Source organism: Nostoc sp. UHCC 0252 (assembly GCF_034931145.1).
In the GTDB taxonomy this organism is placed as follows: Bacteria; Cyanobacteriota; Cyanobacteriia; order Cyanobacteriales; family Nostocaceae; genus Nostoc.
In genome coordinates this window covers 28578-47381 of the sequence record NZ_JAYGHE010000050.1, presented here as the reverse complement: position 1 = coordinate 47381, position 18804 = coordinate 28578, and the positions used below count along the sequence as shown (strand labels likewise).

Here is an 18804-nt window from a genome sequence, read left to right as displayed (position 1 = left end):
CGGTATCAAAAGCTTTAGATCCCTCTAAATCTTCCTTAAAAAGGGAGACTTTGATTCTTCCCCTTTTTAAGGAGGGTTAGGGGGGATCTAAAAGTGCCTAAAGTCACAGCAAAATACTTTACAGAGAAATGAGAGTTTGGAAGATATTTTGCGTAAGTCCTATTAAAGTCACGCAAAACAGCCTCAGTTAATCTGAGGCTGCTTTACGAGAGTTGTTTGGTAGGAGGGGGTACATCAACAAAGTGATGCCCTATGTTAAATATAGATAATTCTGTATGCATCCTTATTCAGCCATGTTTTGCCATATCAGGATGATTGGGAAAATTTTTATGGCTTTTTCCAAAAAGAAACTCCAGAATGCCTTAAGTGCATCTGGAGTAGTAACAGGTTTCTAACATCAACTAATTTTGACTCATGCGATCGCTAAATGTCGTTGGGGTATATACTCAAATGTATTTATGTCTACTCATCCGCAAATCGAACAGCAAATTACCTTCTTTTACACCCATAATCTCAATGCCTCTACAGAATTCTACGAACAAATGCTGGGCTTGGAGTTATGGCTTGACCAAGGAGCCTGTCGAATCTATACTGTCAGTAACTCTGGATACTTAGGATTTTGCCAAGCAAGCGAAACATCGGCTTCTCCGGGCGACAAGCAATCAAGTGTAATTTTCACGCTGGTAACGCAGCAGGTGGATGAGTGGTTTGAATATCTTAAAGAACGTAGTGTCAAATTTGAAAAACCACCTACACTAAATGAAAAGTACAACATTTACCACTGTTTTTTCCGCGATCCCAGTGGTTATTTGATTGAAATTCAACGTTTTGAGACTAACCACAAAAAAAAGACATAACTAAATTAGTTATGTCTAAACATTCAATTAACAGGGCAGGATTTGTACAGATTAGAACTTTTTGATTTACTGGGGTATATGACACTGACTAATGGTGTATGACCATTACCCTGAACCATGTACCTTTTCTTCTATTGATTTATCGCAGTAAAGGGCAGGGTTTATGCAGGCAACGAGAAATATTTACATTTATTTACAATTAGCTGCGTAGGCGTAGCCAGCCGTAGGCATCGCTTAATTACTGACAAAAAATTATTTGCATTACTTTTAACAATAGATATTTGACCGGACTTGATATTGTATAACATAACCTAGAGTACAATCATCGTTGCCGATTTATAATGTTTTTTAGCAAGATTACTTTTTAAAATATCTTATTTGCCAATTGCGCTATTTATATAGTTATTATTTTAAAGTATCGATATTTAATCTATCGATTCGCTAAATATTCTCTTGGAGTAACTGCATGACAGCCAAAATTACATGGCTAGGTACAACGTTGCAACTTAAAGGTTCGGTCATTAAAGCAATTTACAAGCATGTATTATGGTGCGGAGCTTTCGGACTTTTTATCTCGATACTCTACCATTTTGAAATGCGTGTATCCCAACCCGCTTTGGGAAATGTTATTCCTAGTATTGTTTTAGGTTTATTACTTGTATTCCGCACAAATACTGCTTATGAGCGATTTTGGGAAGGGAGAAAATGCTGGGGTTCTCTAGTAAATAACATCCGAAATCTGGCTCGACAAATTTGGGTATCGATTGACGAAATATCTCCAGAAGATAAACAAGATAAAATTATAGCATTAAATTTATTAGTAGCTTTTGCTGTGACAACTAAATTACATTTGCGCGGAGAAGTAGTTAATAGCGAGCTAGAAGATTTAATGCCATCTAGTAAGTATATAAAACTGAAGATTATGAATAATCCTCCTATAGAGGTTGCCTTTTGGATAGGAGATTATTTACAGGAGCAATATCATCGCAATTGCCTTAATAGTTACCAACTAACATCTATGCAAGAATTATTAAACAATCTTGTAGATAATTTAGGTGCTTGTGAACGAATCTTAAAAACACCTATGCCATTAGCCTATGCCATCCATCTTAAGCAATTATTGTTACTATATTGTTTACTGCTACCCTTTCAAATAGTGGCAACTTTGGGTTGGTGGACAGGTTTGATTTCGGCTTTAGTTGGTTTTACATTGTTTGGAATTGAAGCAATCGGTTTGGAGATAGAAAACCCCTTTGGTTATGACCCTAACGACTTACCTCTAGATACGATTTGCGCCACAATGAAACGTAATATAGACGATTTAATTACTCTGACTCCAAATGCGCGATCGCAGCGAGGTAACTTGACTTAGGAAAAAAGTTGAGACTATTTCTAAAACAAACAATTAGATCGTTTTCTGACGAATTCTAAAATTGATGAAATTCATCTGTTTAGCTTTTCGATTTTTTGCTGGAAATAATCTCGCCAATCTACTGGTAAAGCCGCAACTTGTATGACGCGGTGTAACAGTTCTAGGTCTTCTGTTTCGTGTGCATACAATCGGGTAATATCAGCAATTGTGACATTGTTTGAGTCTCGACTAATTAACTCCAAAGTATCACCTTTTCCTATTTTCCCCTCCTGTAGCACTGAAAAGTAGAACCCTGTTAGGCGACTATCTAAAAACTGTTTAACTATATCGGCACGCCCAAACTTGATTCCCAGTTTATAACAAGGCATTCGAGGCTGAGTCACCATTATCTCTGCGCTACCAATCTGAAAGCGATCGCCAATATTAATCTCATCTTCCAACAGCCCAACTGTAGTAAAGTTTTCACCAAACATTCCCCAGGGCAAATCTATGTCAGGTAGCTTGCGCCGCCAATAGTCGTAATGCTCAAATGGATAAGCATAAACTGCTTTGTTTTTGCCTCCGTGGACGTTCAAATCAGCTTGCCTATCGCCATCTAAGTTGAGCGATCGCATCATTACTCGTCCCTCAACTGGTTCTTTAAAAATCCCAGTTGTAACTGTTTTACCCTTCCAAAATACTTCGCGGGGAAGTCCTACATTGACTGAGATAACTTGCATAAGTTAATATATCGTGTTGCAAAAATTGGATTTATAATTATAGCAATAAAGTTATAGCGGTTCTCGGTTATGTGAGGTACATCCGTAAGGGCACGGCAATGCCTACACCTCGCAATATAATTTTGTACCGCATTTATGATTTTAATATTTGGAAATAACGCTATTAGGGAAGGGGCTGGAGGTTATACCAATTCTGTATAAAGGTGCGCCAAACGATATGAGGAACGAACCGCAAAGGACGCATAGATGCGGAGCGGCTTCCCGTAGGGTAGGACACAAAGAAAGGAAGAAAGAAGAAGCAAAGTAAATTTGGTGAAGCTTCACAAAGAAATGGTATTAGTTCTGTATTTCATGCAATTGAGAAAGGCTAAAGCTGGGAACCGATATGTTTCATAAAGCGTTGTAAAACGGCTTCTGGGGTGAGGTTGGGACGGGGTAGCTTTTCTAAGGTTCCGGGACGGATTTTGAGATGAGCAAATTTTGGTCTAGTGTTAGTATCTGCGGTAAATAAAGCATCTAAAAGGGTTAGATCGTCTCCGGCGAATGTCAGTCCATAGCCGCACGCTTCGGCAATTTTGGCAAAGGAGATACCCGCAGAAACGGTGGCTTGTGCGCCTGTGGAATCGTGGACTTCATTATCTAAGAGAATATGGGTCAAATTAGCACCGCCATAAGTGCCAATAGTCGCAAAATTACCCATTCGCATCAGCGCTGCACCATCGCCATCAATCACTACAACTTTGAGGTCTGGACGTGCTAAAGATAGCCCCAATCCCATTGAGGAAGCGCAGCCCATCGACCCAACCATGTAAAGATGATTGGCACTATCTTTACTGGCGAAGAGTTCGCGTCCCGTGTAACCAGTTGTGGCAATTATGACAGTGTTTTCTGCATCAATGAGTTCTACAATCCGCGCTAGTGCTTCGCTGCGGGAAACACGATTATCTTGAAAAAAGCTTTGGTGAACATGAGCGCTACTATCTTCTCGTTGGGGGATGGAAGAACGGGTGAGGGCATGGGGAGATATTGAGCCTTTACGCATAATTAGAGCATAAGGGCGGCGCTCTTGTTGCATGTAAGCTGTGGCTCTTTGGAGAACTGGCTCTATTTCTGCTGCATCTGTAGGAAAATATTCCCAAGGTACAGTCATGGTTTCCAGCAATTTATCTGTGATTTGCCCCATTAATTCATGTTGCGGTTCATCTTGCAAATTGCGATCGCCCCGTAGGGTACAAATCAGCAACAATGGAATCCGAAATATATAAGCGAGGGAAGTTAGCGGGTTAATTGCATTTCCCAAACCAGAGTTTTGCATCATCACCACAGCTGGTTTCCCAGTAATTGCGGCTCCAGCTGCGATCGCTACAGCATCTCCCTCATTAGCTGCACAGATATATCTAAGTTGAACGTCATTGATAACGTAGTTAATAAAAGGCGTGAGAAAAGAACACGGTACGCCAGTGTACCACCCAAAGCCAAGATTACGCGCCGCTTCTACAAATTCCTCTGCCTGGATCATAATTCAAAGTGGGGAGTGGGGAGTGGGGAGTAGGGAGTGGGGAAGGGGGATTGGGGACTGGGGAGTTGAGTGGAAAGATGATTACTTGAGCTTCAGAACTCGGAACTTCGACCTCTGAACTCGGAACTTCAGGCTTTGAACTCGGAACTTCAACCTTTGAACTCGGAACTTCGACCTCTGAACTCGGAACTTCGACCTCTGAACTCAAAACTTCAGGCTTTGAACTCGGAACTTCGACCTCTGAACTCGGAACTCCGACCTCAGAACTCGAAACTTTGACCTCTGAACTCAAAACTTTAGGCTTTGAACTCGGAACTTCGACCTCTGAACTCGGAACTCCGACCTCTGAACTCGGAACTTCACCTTCTGAACTTAAAACTTTAATTTTCCATTCCCCATTCCCTATTGTTTCAATTGAAAAGCAAGGTCAAGATCGTCTAAAGAGTTAACATCTAACCAGTTACCACGAATATAAAGCACTTTAATCGGTTTTCCTTGCTCGATTAAATAATTGCATAATTCTGGCAAACCCAAACTATTGAATTCTGGCCGTTTTTTCAACTCATTAAGTGCTTCGCTCACCCAGTCTCTACCTTGACTCCGCAGACGCAACATCCCAATCCAGCGTCCGCTAGATTTCCCCAATTGCGTTTGTTTTGTTTTAGAGATGTCCAACAAGTTAACATCTTGTCCAAACAAAGAAAGATCGTCTGGAATTGAGCAATAGGCGTAGTCAGGTGAACCGCTAACAGATTTGTTGTTCGCTACAGAATCAACTACAGCTACAATTTCTCCGGGACATTCTAATAAATCCCGCAAGATGTAGCTTCTAAAGAGTAAATCCCCGTAAAGCACCAGCATTTCTTCGCCGAAGCTACTTTGAGCTACGGCTAAGGAGGCTAATTCTCCCGTTGTTTCATAATCTGGGTTGCGGATGACTTTAGCGCCCACAACATCTATAGTTTCTGCTTTGTACCCTGCGACAACTGTAATATCGTTGATGGCAAGTTTCTTAAATTTATCCACCAACAACCTGAGTAGGGGTTTACCTCCAAGGGGTAACATGACTTTTGGTTTATCTTGTGTCAACCCTGCTAACTCTTGGCCTCTGCTAGCAGCCAAAACGATCGCTTGGATATCATTTCGTCCGTTGTTGAAGTAGCGTTTTTCGGCTTCTATGAGTTCATCAGCACCCTGTAGCCGGAAAATTTCTTTTACAGGTGCAATCTCATCCTCAATGTTGATTAAAGTTTCACTAGCTTTGACTTCGTGTGCGATCGCTTGCATACTAGCAACAGCCGCTCGAATCAGATGATTTGCCCAGATGACCAAATTAACTTCAGCTTTGCGAAAAACATCAGTAGGCGTGCTGTAATATTTAGTTGGTATCATCACCAGTGGGGAACGACCCGCCCACTCTTTAGCAAAGGCTAGCACTTGGTCAGGACGAGATGATTTACTGTGGATCAAGATCGCGGTTGCTCCGGCGGCGTGGTAAGCTTCGGCTCGGCGCAATGCTTCCGAAAGATCCCAACCGGCAATCAAAGCTTCTAGTCGGGCGACAATGCAAAAATCTGGGTCTGTCTGACTGTCTTTACCTGCCTTAATTTTGCCGCAGAATTCATCAATATCAGCTAAAGCTTGGCGACTACCGTTGATAAAGCTGTTGGTTTTGGGAAACAGTTTATCTTCAATACAAACTCCAGCAATATCGCGCTGTTCTAACTTCTTAACCAGGCGACGCATGTTATTAAAGTTGCCATAACCTGTATCGCCGTCTAATAAGATGGGGATGCTGGTGACATCAGACATGAACTCTAACATTTCTACAATTTGAGTCCAACTGGCTTCATTATTATCTCGAACGCCATATTGAGCAGAAATGGCTAATCCACTGGCCCAAATCCCTTTAAATCCAGCTTCTTCCACAATGCGGGCGCTAATTCCATTGTGAGCTTCCATAATGAAATCGAGTTGAGGCGATTCTAGTAATAGCCGCAATTGGGCACACTTATTTAATTTTGCAGTGGTGTCAATGGGCGCAAATATTTTATGCATCTATTCTGCTTTTTTTAATTTAGATAAAAATAAGAATTCAGAAGTCAGAAGTCAGAATCAATAAAATAGTGGAATATTAAAATCTGCCACTATCTTATTGACCACTAAATCGGATATTTATTGAAGGTTATAAACCCTGACATTCATCCCCTAGTAGCACAAAATCCATACTGAATTCTGACTCCTGACTCCTGAATTCTCTTTTAAGATATTTTCAGACATTTTCTGTAACTTCTATCTGAGGTAAAATATTATTTTGGGCACGCTCAATATCTTGGGGAAAATCGATTTCAAGCCAAGGTAATCCAGTGATGTCTTCGTAACCAAACGTTTTTGGAGTTTCTAATAATAGATCCCGAATTGATTCTTCATAAGGTTCATTTTCCCGTCCGTCTGCAACATACTGTTCTGTGAGGGTTGCAAGACGTTGAGCAACAGCACTTCCAAAACGAAAGAAGCCCACTGACTCGCCTGCAAAATCATAAGTCAAACCAAGGGCTAATTGTTTGCGAAACTCCACTAGATAATTATCTCTCACGCAAAGCTTCACGGGTTCATCTCCCGGTTCAAAATCCCGATCTAGCAAGAAGCTGTTAGGGACATTTGTATTTACTAGCCGTTCGATGATGCGGCGATCGCACAATACATCTGCATCCATTAATAATATGTCATCGCCAGCAGCTAAATGCTGACGTACAGCCCAAAGGCTAATTACACTGCCTTTGGTGTAGTCAGGATTATAAACTGTACTAACCCAATTTTCGGCTCCTAATGCTTTGATTTCCTCTTGAATTTTTTGTGATTGATAACCTACAGCAATTACCAACTCGTCAATCTGGCAATGATGGAGATTGTTCAAATGGCGCTCTAATAGGGATTTTCCGTTAAATTTAAGTAAGCATTTGGGTTGATTTTGTCCATCTTTACCTAAGCGTCGGCCAACGCCAGCAGCTAATATAATTGCCTTCATCGTCAAGTCACCAACAAAGCTAAAATACCATTGAAGAAGAATTCAGAATTCAGAATTCAGGAGTCAGAATCAATCAGTCGGGGATTCAGACCGACGCAGGAATTGTTGCACCACCAAATCGTAGATTTGGTGGGGGTCTTAAACCCGGTTATTCATCCGCCACTCGCAAAGAATTCATTGCTGAATTCTGACTCCTGACTCCCGAATTCCATTCGATAAATCTGGAAAATTCCCCAGTATTTTATGATGACTGTTTTTTGCTCAAGACAATATTTGTTAATTAATTCTTAACATGGAAGAAACAGTAACTCTGTATCGTCCCACTGGCCCGGATCATACAGAATGGTGGATTCCTGCTGAAGAACTCGAAGAGTTAAATAGTAACATCGTGGGTAAAATCGAGGTAATTGGAGAATACAAGTAGAAGGCACGTTTTACCATAGCCATACGGGTGTCGGTGGCGTACTTTAGAGTCAGTTCGATTCAGACTGTGGGAGTGTGAAAAATTGCCAAATTACCCATAAAGCAAAGGTTGGCGCTCCAATTGTAGCTGCTATTAGTAACGGCTCTAATCCATTCAGTAAAGTAACTATGGGAAACAAATACAGCACGTCTTCAATGTCAAAGCCGGCGAAATTTGGTTGACGGCTGGCATCTTTACCTAAACGCTGTTCCATTAGGTTTCGTAAATGAAATATGCAAGCTACAGACACACCAGATGCAATCCCCATCAGCAATGCCCACCAACCGAATTTTCCCTCTCTAAGACCATATCCAATACACACAAACAAAACAATGTGGATAATCGCGTCACTAGCAAGATCGTACTGATGTCCCCATTTGCTGCTTTTTCCACTTAAACGAGCTAATTCCCCGTCTGTGTGATCTAGAAAGTTGGATAAAGCAAACAGCCAAGCCCCAATGTTAGCCCAAATGACATCGCCAATCGCAATGGCTACAGCCGCCGCCAATCCGGTTAAAAGTCGTACTGTGGTAAGATGATTGGGGTTTACCCAACTGTTTTTTAGCGGTTTAACTAGCCAGTAAGCAAGTTGAGCATCCCAAGGCTTTGTGGTCATAGATGAACTTGGATTTAATGTGGTATTTGAATATCACCAAGACTGTAAATTACCACACCTGTCTAAGGTAATAGATTTTTATTTCAGAGAACTAATTGGGAAGTAGGAAGCACTATTGTCCGTTTTGCGAAACTCTTCAACGATGAAATGTATAGTTTTGAGAGCCACTAGATTGTTCAGTAAAGGCTTTGAACTCGATTGCATCGTGGCTACAGAAGAGGCGCACATTCTGATTGCGATCGCTTGATAAGGCACGTAACCGATCTTGATTGAGTAACCGAGCCTTGCGATCCACCTCCATCATCCATTGGTAGGCACGCAAACCTGGCGTGCAGCTTCCTTTAGAGTCCATCTCGTGCCGATAAAAGTAAGCGTCACCTGCATGTAGAAGCCAACCCTCCGGTGTATCAATGGCGATGCCAGCATGACCCCGCGTGTGACCAGCAAGGGGAATGAGGAGAATCTCCGGTGGCAATCCATCGAGATTACGTACTGCCTCAAAGCCAAACCAAGGTTCACCTCCCGCCGAATAGTGCTTCCAGTGTTTAACCTCGTCCCACTGTTCTGGACGATAGCGCCCCTTGGCGATGAAGCCATGCCGATCTTGCGCGGTTTCAATCTCACTCTGCATTACATGCACGGTTGCTTCCGGGAAATCTTCCAGACCACCGGCATGATCGAAATCAAGGTGAGTCAGTATAATATGACGCACATCTCGCGCCGAAAATCCCAGCCGCTCAATTTGATCGAGTGCGGTGTATTTTTTATCAAACTGGATGCCGTTGAAATGAATGAAAAATGGGCTGAGACGGGAGTAAGGCGACTTGATATCACGCAGTCCAAAGCCGGTATCAATCAGAACAAGTCCTTGCTCTGTCTCGATGAGCAAACAGTGACAGACGAGGTGAGCCTTCAAGCCGCGACTGAAGCCATCAAAGAGGGAACCACCAATTGGGCACATACAGCCGCAATTGAGATGATGAATTTGCATGAATCCTCCGTTAGGACTTCGACAAATATGTGAGGTTGCCGACTACGCGATTAACTTTGCTGATACCGTTAGCCCAAGCGATCGCACCCCGCTTAAAATGATTGCTAACTGAGCATATTCGCTTGATTAGGTGCAAATTAGTTGTTGCCTGACTCCGGCTCACTGAGTTTGCGGTGCTGTTCAGCACTGACTGTATCAGGTAAAACCTTACTAACATTCGCCAGAAGCTTCGTTTTGAGGGAACCAGCGATGATGTGATCTTTGCCTGCCATCAAAGCTTCAAAACCTTGCTTGGCGACCTCAGCCGCTTCGTTGATGCTTGATCCTGTTGCTGTGACTAAAAGATCAAAGCCATTTTGGGCAAACTGTTTAGCAAGTTCATAACCGATGCCGTTGGAAGCGCCTGTGACGATCGCTAAGGGTCGAGTCAACGAACTGTTCATAACTCTATAAAACTCCTATATACCTACTCCACACTCGCTTACTATGGCTTGCTTCTCTTGCTACCAAATAGTTTCACGTGGACTGTAGGCTTTCAACCCTTACAATGTTAGGCAGGTAGCAGCGTGGTTACGTCTTTCCCAGGAAATATCACTGCTGTGTCTTTTAGGTTACTTTTATAAAGTTCTGTATTTGATTTCTACCTCCGGCAAACCTGCCATTTTAAAGGATTAAGTAGTAAGAGTCACATCGCAATGTTAAATATAGCGCTTCTGGAATGGAAGCAATAGATTTTGACCTCTCGCCTAAAAGGAGCTACGGTGTACACACAAGTCTTTTGATTTGCACGTTTGTTGCATCGATTTGCACGTTTGTTGCATCGATTCGCACCTTTGTTGCATCGACCTGCACCTTTGTTGCATCGACCTGCACCTTTGTTGCATCGACTCGCACGTTTGTTGCATCGATTCGCACGTTTGTTGCATCGACTCGCACGTTTGTTGCATCGACCCGCACGTTTGTTGTATCGACCTGCACCTTTGTTGCATCGACCTACAAAAATTAACTCACCCCACGTTACGCAGCAACTTTAAAAAACTTGTGTGTACACTGTAGCGTAGAGAAGAGAGGGAAGGGGCTGGGGGTTAGGTCTGTATTTCACGCAATTGATACTAATTCTGTACGAAGATGCGCTAAACCATAAGTAAAAGAAAGAAAAACGAACCGCAAAGGACGCAAAGGACGCAAAGGACACAAAGAAAGAAGTTAAAAGGGTTTGGCGCAGCCTCACAAAGAAATGGTATGAGAACCGCTATAGTTAACTACGAAACTTTGGTGAGGATTTTTTGCGAATAAAACGAAGCTGATTCTTCGTTCTTTGCACAATCTTGGGCAAACTTAATCAAATGATGTCCCACAAGCCCCACGTGAATTAAGTTTTCAATATTGCCTGCTTTCAATGCTGGCTTGGCCATTTTCCAAAAAGTCTGACGATAGTTACTAAATATGCCTATCCGCAACAAAATATTAGCTAAATAAGTTAAACCTTTACGAATATTAGCCGCAGAAGTGCGAGATGGACTGTTAGGTACTTCGATGCGGTTTGGATAAGTGTGTTTCATGTTGTAGGCAAACCGCTCATATAAAAATTCTGGCTCATAAGCAGTTGTGATGCAGCGCCGCCACATTTCAATAACTTGTTCGTAGGGCATCAAAAACTCAACATTTGATTCGCGGCTTTCATCAAAGAGAAGTCGTCCTTCTGCTTCTAACCTCCGCCATAATGGAGTTCTCGGCAATGCATGAAGCAAGTTAATTGTCAACATGGGAATTTGGGAGGCCCGCATAAATTCGATAATTCGGTCTGCGGTTTCTGGTGTATCTGTATCTAACCCAATGATGATTCCTGATACGACTTCCATACCATAACTATTTAAAACCTGAATCGCTTTTAAGATTGGCATACTCAGATTTTGGTCTTTGGAAATCGCGTGGAGAGCATTTGGTTCAGGTGTTTCGATCCCACAAAAGATTGTGCAGAAATAAGCTTCGCGCATCATTTCCAGCAGCTTGGGACTTTGAGCCAAGTTGAGAGTTGCTTCACAGGCAAACTGGATTGGGTAGCCATTGCGTTTTTGCCAGTCAATCAAATGAGGAAGTAACCTCATGGCAGCGCGGCGATCGCCAACAAAGTTATCATCGACAAAATACACTGCCCCCAAATTGCCAGATTGTCGCATTGCATCTAACTCTGCAACTACTTGCTCTGGTGTTTTCATTCGGGGACTGTTGCCATAGAGTTCGGGAATATCACAAAACTCGCAGTGATAAGGGCAACCACTAGAAAACTGCACATTTGCCAGGAAATAATCATTGATATTCAGCAAATGATAAGCTGGGGTGGGAAACTCTGTTAAGGGCAAACGTTCCTTGGTTTCAAAGCGAATTTGCGCTTGAGGACGTTCCAGATTTTGGTCTAGATACTCGATCATGCGATCGCTAGCATCTCCCAATTCACCCAAATGTAAAATATCAAATTCAGGATAATATTCTGGACACCCAGATACCGAGGGGCCACCTACAACTGTAATTTTACCCGCTCGATGGGCTAGTTCATTAATTTGATTAATCTGTGGTTTTTGGATATGCATTCCACTTACAATTACCACATCAGCCCATTGATAATCACTTCTGGTTGCTGATTTCACATTCTCATCAATAAACCGGACTTCCCATTTTTGAGGTAAGTAGGCAGCCACAATTAAAATACCTTGGGGTGGCATAAAAGCGCGGACATTACCCATCAGTGGGTAGGCATGATGAAAAGTACCAAAAGAGCGGCTGTACTTAGGAAAAATACAAAGAATGCGTCGATGGTTCGAGGGAACGTAGCTGGTTCTCTTAGTGGTAGGAGCGGTTTTTGAATCGGCCGCTATATCAGTTGGGTTATCTAAAGACTTCAGATTTACGGTCATCGCAAATTTCACCCCAGAAGACTGAACAGCTAATTTGACAATCTATTGACATAATCAGCTGTAATCCAAACTAGCTTACCGTGATCTTTCAGAAGTTTTTAACTGTTAAGATTTGATACTCCCCACCGCATAGGCGGATGGGGATTCTTAAGAAATCCAGAACCGGATTCTTAAAGGCGCTATCAAATCGCCGCTACTGATTCTGCTTAAGTCTAGCCCAAGCTTCACCGCTACTTTTCTTAAAATATTTGCTGCGCCGTTGCAGTCAGCATTTATTTTTGTACCATTTGCCAATTGATACAGACCACGCTTAACTCGCTTACCAGACTCTTGCCACCCTTCAAGTTTTGCGCCGAATGTAGGTAGCAAATCAGAGTCTAAAAAACTCGCCTTGCTGGTGTAACTTTCTTCAGTTTCCTCAAACCTTAATCCGTATTGTTGACATAGTTGAGCGATTCTATCTTTCAACCTAGCAGTAGGAATTTGCACAAACTTTTGATTAGTCTTGCTGCCAAGATTAATATTTTGGCGCTGACCTTCATTCCATCCGAAAACGATTGTTCCTATTTTGTTTTCAAGGCAGTGATTTAAAATCAGTCGTGCAGCTTTATTGACTGCATCCCTAACTTGCCTGTTGCGTTTCTCGGTGATGAGAGCTAACTGTTTAGACCAAAAACCTTGTGGCTGATTCTCTTTAAGGACAGACACTCGTTTGTTATACCACTGGTTCAGACTTTTGAGTTGCAAGCCATCAACAATCAAAGATGTACCAACATTGCTTACACAGGTTAGCCAATTATTAAGTCCTGGATCTATGCCAATGGCTTTGTTAAAATCTACATCAGATTGAATGGTTGAGAGTTTGTAAACAAGTTCCAAATAGAATTCGCCATTTCTAGGAAGAATTCGATACTCTCTAATTTGTTTGTGGTCAAGATTAGATGGCATTGGTAAGTAAAATTCTGCCAAACCAAACCATGTTTTTATCTTGCTGCCCAATGGAAATCGCAAACCTTGCGGCTTCGGTTTTATAGCTTGAGCCGGATATGTTACTAAACTTAATCCACCATTTCGATATCCTGGAAGTTTAGGTTTTTGCGTTACAGTCCCATTTTTTATTCCTTTAAGTAGCCCCACAAATGATTTAAATGACTCTGCTACACTCATCAAACATTGTTGTGCTGCTTGAGAGTACATTGCTGCAAAATGAATATTATCAGCAAGTTCATTATTTAAATAAAATTTGCTAGGAATTTTACCCGTTTTAAAGTAGAGTTGACGCGCATAATACGTTCCGCAATTAGAGAGTTTTGTTGCTTCACCACACAAAAACTCTAAAATTGCCTTTAGATTATTGTCAGGATTTAATAGTATTTGCTGGCAACCATATAACATCAGTCGAATCGTCTAGTTGTGTTATTTTTAAGAGTATAGCATAGATTTTAGGATTGACTCGAAGTGAGTAGAAGTAGTTTGAGGAAAGGAGCGCACGTAGTTTTTGACATTCATTTACACATGGTTTTTATCACTAAGTTTCGTAGGTTAGTTTTTACAAAAGCCATGCTTGCAGACATGGAGCCTATTTTTGTGCGGGTATTAACTGCTAATCAGTGCATTCTTGAGGAATTTAACGGAGAACCCGATCATGTACATCTACTGATTAACCTACACCCAGACAACAATATTTCTGATTTAATGGCTTCGCTTAAGTCTTCTTCTAGCAGGATTTTAAGGCAACAGTACAAATCAGAAATAGGTAAGTTTTACTGGGGTGAGAAAGTTAAACTATGGCATGATTCTAAATGCGTGGTTTCATGTGGCGGAGCGCCATTGGAAATAGTTAAAGATTATATTAAAGAACAATCAGGCGGGAAAGAATGATTGTTTACTGCGCTCCGCTCCGCAGACCGCTATCCATCCCCTCCGTGTAGACGGATGGGGTTTTCCGCGAATTGAGATAAAATTTCTCCTAGAAGGGCGAACTGAATTAGTTTGCAAGCCACTGCCATGAATTTGATTTACTTTCTTTTGCGTTCTTCGTGGGGAATGGTAGCGATCGCGATCGCTACCGGATTCCTAAGTGGCGGTAGTAGTGCTGGCTTGATTGCCTTAATTAGCCATGCTGCAAGTAGCAGTGACGCTTCTCGGCTGACATCGATAACTTGGGGTTTTGCGGGACTAGCGATCGTTGCACTGATTACCAGTATCGTTTCTCAAGTGATGCTGATTCGTCTTTCTCAGAATGCAGTTTTGCAATTACGGATGCGTTTGAGTCGCCAGATTCTCGCTTCTGAGTTGAGTCATCTAGAACGCTTAGGAAATCCTCGATTATTGGCAACTCTCACAGAAGATATTCAGGCGGTTGCCAATGCTGTTTATCAGATGCCTTTCATTTTTATTAATTTAGCGATCGTCCTGGGTTGTATAGCGTACATAACTTGGCTGTCTTGGTTAGTACTGGTGATGGTATGTGGAATTTCAGTAGTTGCGATCGCTAGTTGTCAGTGGCTACTCAACAGGGGAAGTAAATTGCTGTCCTTAGCTCGTGAAGATGAAGATCAGCTATTTAAACATTTTCGCACCATTACCGAAGGAGTCAAGGAACTCAAACTAAATTATCGGCGACGTGAAGACTTTTTAGAAGAAAAACTGCAATCAACCGCTAACGAATTTCGTCATCACAATGTTAATGGATTGACCCTTTTTGCTACAACTTCAAGCTGGGGTCAACTCATCTTCTTTTTTGCTCTTGGTTTTGTACTTTTCGCCCTACCAAATCTGCTTACCGTCAATTCCGAAACTCGCTCTGGCTATATTTTGACCTTCACTTACTTGGTGTTACCAATGGATAACATCGTCAGCAAACTTCCCCTATTAAGCAAAGCTAGTATTGCCTTGCAAAAAATCGAGTCATTAGGTTTATCTCTAGCTAGTCGAACTGAAATATCGACTGTTCCACCTGCTCTGAAATCTGACTGGCACAGTTTAAAGTTTAAAGGTGTTACCCACACTTATTACACAGATCAAGAAGATAATAGCTTTACTTTTGGCCCTATCGATTTGACGCTGTATCCTGAAGAATTAGTCTTTATTGTTGGCGGTAATGGTAGCGGAAAATCTACATTAGCTAAACTAATTACTGGACTTTATATCCCTGATAATGGCGAAATCTGGTTTGATAATGAGTTAATTAGCGAACAGAATCGAGAATGGTATCGTCAGCATTTTTCCGTGGTATTTTCCGACTTTTATTTATTTGAAGAACTTCTGGGATTAAAAAACACTGACTTGGATTCTCAAGCCAAAAAATATTTAAAACAACTGCAACTAGAACATAAAGTGAAAGTTGAAAATGGGCAACTTTCCACCACAGCACTTTCTCAAGGACAACGGAAACGACTGGCTTTGCTGACAGCCTACTTGGAAGATCGACCAATTTACCTATTTGATGAGTGGGCAGCCGATCAAGATCCAGTATTCAAAGAAATATTTTACACTCAGCTACTACCAGAACTGCGATCGCGGGGCAAAACAATACTGGTGATTAGCCATGACGATCGCTATTTCCATTTAGCCAACCGAATTATCAAACTTGACTATGGGCAAATAGAATCGGACAAAACTTAGCCCAAGGGTTTTAACCATGACTTTTCATACCAACTATAAAAACTAGGGAATTGAATAAATTACCGATATAGTTGGTTATATGTTGGTATTTTTGGTAATATTTTACCTAGCATCACTTATCCAAAGCCTTTTCTATGACAAGAAGACAAATTTTAGGCTTTCTAAGCATAGTATTTGCTGGTTTGCTTTTGGCCATTGGTTTACCGTTTGTTACTCCTTCTTCTGGAGTAGCGCAGTCAAACACCACTATCCTGGTGTCCGCCGCCGCTAGCTTAAAAGAAGTACTGGAAGAAATTAAACCTTTATACCAACAAAGTAAATCAAATGTCAGCATTAATTATAATTTTGGGGCTTCTGGCGCTTTGCAGCAACAGATTGAGCAAGGTGCGCCAGCCGATATCTTTATTTCTGCTGCCAAAAAGCAGGTAGATGCTTTGGAACAAAAAGGACTTTTGGTAGCAGGTAGCCGTACTAACCTAGCAAATAACCGTCTAGTCTTGATTGTGGCTCAGGATGTTGTTGGCATCACTAGTTTCTACAATTTAACAGATAGTAAGATTAATAAAATTGCGATCGGTGAACCCAGAAGTGTACCCGCCGGTCAATATGGCGAGCAAGTCTTAAAGAGATTGAAGCTTTACGATCGCGTAAAATCAAAATTAGTCTTTGCTAACAATGTGCGTCAAGTTTTAGCAGCAGTAGAAAGTGGTAATGCTGAAGCTGGTTTAGTTTATGCCACCGATGCCAAAATTTCCAACAAGGTAAAAGTCGTAGTTGCTGCTGACGAAAAGTTTCACTCACCAATTGTCTATCCAATGGCAGTAATTAAAAACAGTAAAAATATTTCCGCAGCCAAAGATTTTCTCCAGTTTTTATCTGACAGTCAAGCCAAGACTGTACTCAAAAAATATGGGTTTATTGTAAGTTGAAAAATAAGGGGCTTAAGCCCCTTATTTTAATTGAGTTTTAAGAATTTGTAGACTGTAATTTTTCTAATCTTGCTAACACTTCTGAACTGTGAACAGTTGGGTTGACTTTAACAAAAGTCTCACGCAACACACCTTGAGGATCGATAATAAAACTGTGGCGCATCGATAAGTAGCCGAGCCACGAACCGTAAGCTTTACTCACTGAACCATCAGTGTCAGCTAAAAGCGGGAATTTTAATCCTTCTGAATCACAAAATTTAGCGTGAGAATCAATATCATCAGCACTTACACCAATAATCTGGGTATTTTTGTCGAGGTATTGAGGTAAATCTTGCTGAAAACGACGAGCTTCTATAGTACAACCAGAGGTGAAATCTTTAGGATAAAAGTAGAGGACTAGCCACTTACCGCGCAAGTCAGAGAGAGAAATTTTGCCATCACCTGTGTTAGTTGGCAAAGTAAACTCTGGTGCGGGTTGATTAATTGCAGGAAGTTTACCACCAAGAGCATCAGCAACAGGGGTAAAGTTCAGCCAGCTGATCACAGAAATACAGCTGGCAAATAATATGTTTAAAAAAATGCGGCGGGAAATCATGATGCAAACCAAAATCACAACTTTACACAAGTTTACAATTCTTGGTTGCAGCAAATCTCATTCTAAGTGAGATTCGGGAGGTTTCTCTGTGCTTTCGATGTATTGGCTATCTAAGAGAAAGAATCCTCTAGTGAAGCGAATACCCCAATATCCACCGGGACGGCGGTCAATGACTATACCCTCTTCACCAATGTGAATGACATCAGGAGGGCGTAGCATAGGCATAGGATCAGCAGTTTTGACGTAGGAAGGTAGTGCCACAACCCGCACTTTACTACCAATTGTGAATTCTTGAGACATTTTAATCAGGTTAGGAGTTTTGATTAACTCATAACTCAAAACTATCTTGAAAGTCTAGTAAAAGGGGAATTGGGAATGGGGAATTGGGAATGGCTCAAGAATCAATAAATAGTTCTTCTTCCCCTGCTCCCTGCCCCCTGCTCCCTGCCCCCTCCCCCTGCTCCCTGCCCCCTGCCCCCTGCCTCTTTGGTCAATGCGTAAGTTCTAAAATAGGGAAAGGGAAAGGAGAAAAATTTCATCCCCTTTCCGCATCTTCTGCAAGAAGTCTGTTAATTTTTAACTTGGGCAGTGTTGCTCACCCTACAATTATTATTTTTTAAGAAATTATTATTGAGGATTGCCTTGTTGACGGCGTGAAGGAGCATTTTGACGGAATTGCTCTAATTTTTGGCGTTGTTCGGGGGTTAAGACTGCTTGAATCTGTTGTTTCTCAGACTCTCGGATTTGTCGCATTTGGGTTTTTTGTGCTTCAGTCAGATTTAACTCAGCAAAATTACCCTTGCGTTGACGTTGACCGGCTTGCCGTTGACCTTGACCTGTTTGCCCTTGAGCCTTACGTGCTTGCCACTCAGCCCGACGCGCTTGTTTTGCAGCTTCTAATTTTGCCTTTTGCTCTGGAGTCAAAACTGCTTCAAATTTGGTGCGACTATCGCGGCGAATTGTCTGAATTTGGCTTTTTTGGGCATCTGTTAGATTTAATTCTTTCCAAGGGCCCCTTTCTTTTTGTGGAGTTTGTGCCAGCAACAAGGGTGAAGGAGAGGCTGTTTGAGCGGTAACAGCAAAGGAGGTTGCACTTAAAGTTAGAGCGATCGCTCCAGCGACTAGAGATAATGCTTTGAGTTTCATTTGTTTTAGGTTTTTCCTGGTTGGTTG

The 18804-nt window shown here is 41.7% G+C and carries 19 protein-coding genes; 7 read left to right on the top strand and 12 right to left on the bottom strand.

Annotated elements, in window-relative coordinates; all coding sequences use genetic code 11:
* Nucleotides 1-458 precede the first annotated feature (458 nt).
* Together VB732_RS23955 and VB732_RS23950 are read left to right on the top strand one after the other, a co-directional pair.
* Nucleotides 459-857 (top strand): VOC family protein, encoded by a 399-nt coding sequence (locus tag VB732_RS23955; RefSeq protein WP_323233394.1) that lies wholly within the window; start codon nucleotides 459-461, stop codon nucleotides 855-857.
* 466 nt (nucleotides 858-1323) lie between these two features.
* Entirely contained in the window at nucleotides 1324-2229 is a 906-nt protein-coding gene (locus VB732_RS23950) for a bestrophin family protein (RefSeq protein ID WP_323233393.1), read from the top strand.
* A 71-nt stretch (nucleotides 2230-2300) separates the two neighbouring features.
* Here VB732_RS23950 and VB732_RS23945 read toward each other — a convergent pair whose 3' ends face one another.
* The 4 genes from VB732_RS23945 to VB732_RS23930 form a co-directional block, all read right to left on the bottom strand.
* Nucleotides 2301-2948 (bottom strand): MOSC domain-containing protein, encoded by a 648-nt coding sequence (locus tag VB732_RS23945; protein ID WP_323233392.1) that lies wholly within the window; start codon nucleotides 2946-2948, stop codon nucleotides 2301-2303.
* Nucleotides 2949-3315: 367 nt separating this feature from the next.
* On the bottom strand, nucleotides 3316-4467 hold the full coding sequence (gene aepY / locus VB732_RS23940) for a phosphonopyruvate decarboxylase (RefSeq protein WP_323233391.1): 1152 nt from the start codon (nucleotides 4465-4467) through the stop codon (nucleotides 3316-3318).
* Nucleotides 4468-4869: 402 nt separating this feature from the next.
* Nucleotides 4870-6525, bottom strand: a complete 1656-nt coding sequence (gene aepX / locus VB732_RS23935) for a phosphoenolpyruvate mutase (RefSeq protein WP_323233390.1) — start codon at nucleotides 6523-6525, stop codon at nucleotides 4870-4872.
* Between the two features lie 214 nt (nucleotides 6526-6739).
* A complete protein-coding gene (locus tag VB732_RS23930) occupies nucleotides 6740-7495 on the bottom strand; it encodes a phosphocholine cytidylyltransferase family protein (RefSeq protein ID WP_323233389.1) in 756 nt (251 codons plus the stop codon).
* A 292-nt stretch (nucleotides 7496-7787) separates the two neighbouring features.
* On the opposite strand from VB732_RS23930, the gene VB732_RS23925 reads away from it, so the two are divergent.
* The gene (locus VB732_RS23925; protein WP_323233388.1) at nucleotides 7788-7919 is read left to right on the top strand and encodes a hypothetical protein; all 132 of its coding nucleotides are present in this window, start codon (nucleotides 7788-7790) and stop codon (nucleotides 7917-7919) included.
* Nucleotides 7920-7968: 49 nt separating this feature from the next.
* Here the strand turns inward: VB732_RS23925 and VB732_RS23920 are convergent, their stop codons facing one another.
* The 3 genes from VB732_RS23920 to VB732_RS23910 form a co-directional block, all read right to left on the bottom strand.
* Nucleotides 7969-8574, bottom strand: coding sequence for a CDP-alcohol phosphatidyltransferase family protein (locus VB732_RS23920; protein WP_323233387.1), 606 nt, complete (start codon nucleotides 8572-8574; stop codon nucleotides 7969-7971).
* A gap of 136 nt (nucleotides 8575-8710) precedes the next feature.
* Nucleotides 8711-9535, bottom strand: coding sequence for an MBL fold metallo-hydrolase (locus VB732_RS23915; RefSeq protein ID WP_323233406.1), 825 nt, complete (start codon nucleotides 9533-9535; stop codon nucleotides 8711-8713).
* A gap of 167 nt (nucleotides 9536-9702) precedes the next feature.
* Nucleotides 9703-10008 (bottom strand): SDR family NAD(P)-dependent oxidoreductase, encoded by a 306-nt coding sequence (locus VB732_RS23910; RefSeq protein ID WP_323233386.1) that lies wholly within the window; start codon nucleotides 10006-10008, stop codon nucleotides 9703-9705.
* A gap of 348 nt (nucleotides 10009-10356) precedes the next feature.
* Here VB732_RS23910 and VB732_RS23905 point away from each other — a divergent pair, with 348 nt between their 5' ends.
* Nucleotides 10357-10599 carry a hypothetical protein gene (locus VB732_RS23905; RefSeq protein ID WP_323233385.1) on the top strand — a complete coding sequence of 81 codons (243 nt, stop codon included), beginning with the start codon at nucleotides 10357-10359 and terminating at the stop codon, nucleotides 10597-10599.
* 228 nt (nucleotides 10600-10827) lie between these two features.
* Here VB732_RS23905 and VB732_RS23900 read toward each other — a convergent pair whose 3' ends face one another.
* The gene (locus VB732_RS23900) at nucleotides 10828-12480 is read right to left on the bottom strand and encodes a B12-binding domain-containing radical SAM protein (protein ID WP_323233384.1); all 1653 of its coding nucleotides are present in this window, start codon (nucleotides 12478-12480) and stop codon (nucleotides 10828-10830) included.
* A gap of 147 nt (nucleotides 12481-12627) precedes the next feature.
* On the bottom strand, nucleotides 12628-13875 hold the full coding sequence (locus tag VB732_RS23895) for a transposase (protein WP_323233383.1): 1248 nt from the start codon (nucleotides 13873-13875) through the stop codon (nucleotides 12628-12630).
* A 63-nt stretch (nucleotides 13876-13938) separates the two neighbouring features.
* Here VB732_RS23895 and tnpA point away from each other — a divergent pair, with 63 nt between their 5' ends.
* From tnpA to modA, 3 genes are all read left to right on the top strand, one after another.
* The gene (gene tnpA / locus VB732_RS23890; RefSeq protein ID WP_323233382.1) at nucleotides 13939-14361 is read left to right on the top strand and encodes an IS200/IS605 family transposase; all 423 of its coding nucleotides are present in this window, start codon (nucleotides 13939-13941) and stop codon (nucleotides 14359-14361) included.
* 126 nt (nucleotides 14362-14487) lie between these two features.
* Complete coding sequence (locus VB732_RS23885; protein ID WP_323233381.1) at nucleotides 14488-16107, top strand: cyclic peptide export ABC transporter; 1620 nt, start codon at nucleotides 14488-14490, stop codon at nucleotides 16105-16107.
* A gap of 134 nt (nucleotides 16108-16241) precedes the next feature.
* Nucleotides 16242-17036, top strand: coding sequence for a molybdate ABC transporter substrate-binding protein (modA, locus tag VB732_RS23880; RefSeq protein WP_323233380.1), 795 nt, complete (start codon nucleotides 16242-16244; stop codon nucleotides 17034-17036).
* A gap of 37 nt (nucleotides 17037-17073) precedes the next feature.
* Here modA and VB732_RS23875 read toward each other — a convergent pair whose 3' ends face one another.
* The 3 genes from VB732_RS23875 to VB732_RS23865 all read right to left on the bottom strand — a co-directional run bounded on the left by VB732_RS23875 (nucleotide 17074) and on the right by VB732_RS23865 (nucleotide 18777).
* Nucleotides 17074-17631 (bottom strand): peroxiredoxin, encoded by a 558-nt coding sequence (locus VB732_RS23875; RefSeq protein ID WP_323233379.1) that lies wholly within the window; start codon nucleotides 17629-17631, stop codon nucleotides 17074-17076.
* 57 nt (nucleotides 17632-17688) lie between these two features.
* Nucleotides 17689-17931, bottom strand: coding sequence for a regulatory protein SipA (gene sipA / locus VB732_RS23870; RefSeq protein ID WP_323233405.1), 243 nt, complete (start codon nucleotides 17929-17931; stop codon nucleotides 17689-17691).
* A gap of 327 nt (nucleotides 17932-18258) precedes the next feature.
* On the bottom strand, nucleotides 18259-18777 hold the full coding sequence (locus tag VB732_RS23865) for a P pilus assembly/Cpx signaling pathway, periplasmic inhibitor/zinc-resistance associated protein (RefSeq protein ID WP_322644928.1): 519 nt from the start codon (nucleotides 18775-18777) through the stop codon (nucleotides 18259-18261).
* Between the last annotated feature and the right edge of the window lie 27 nt (nucleotides 18778-18804).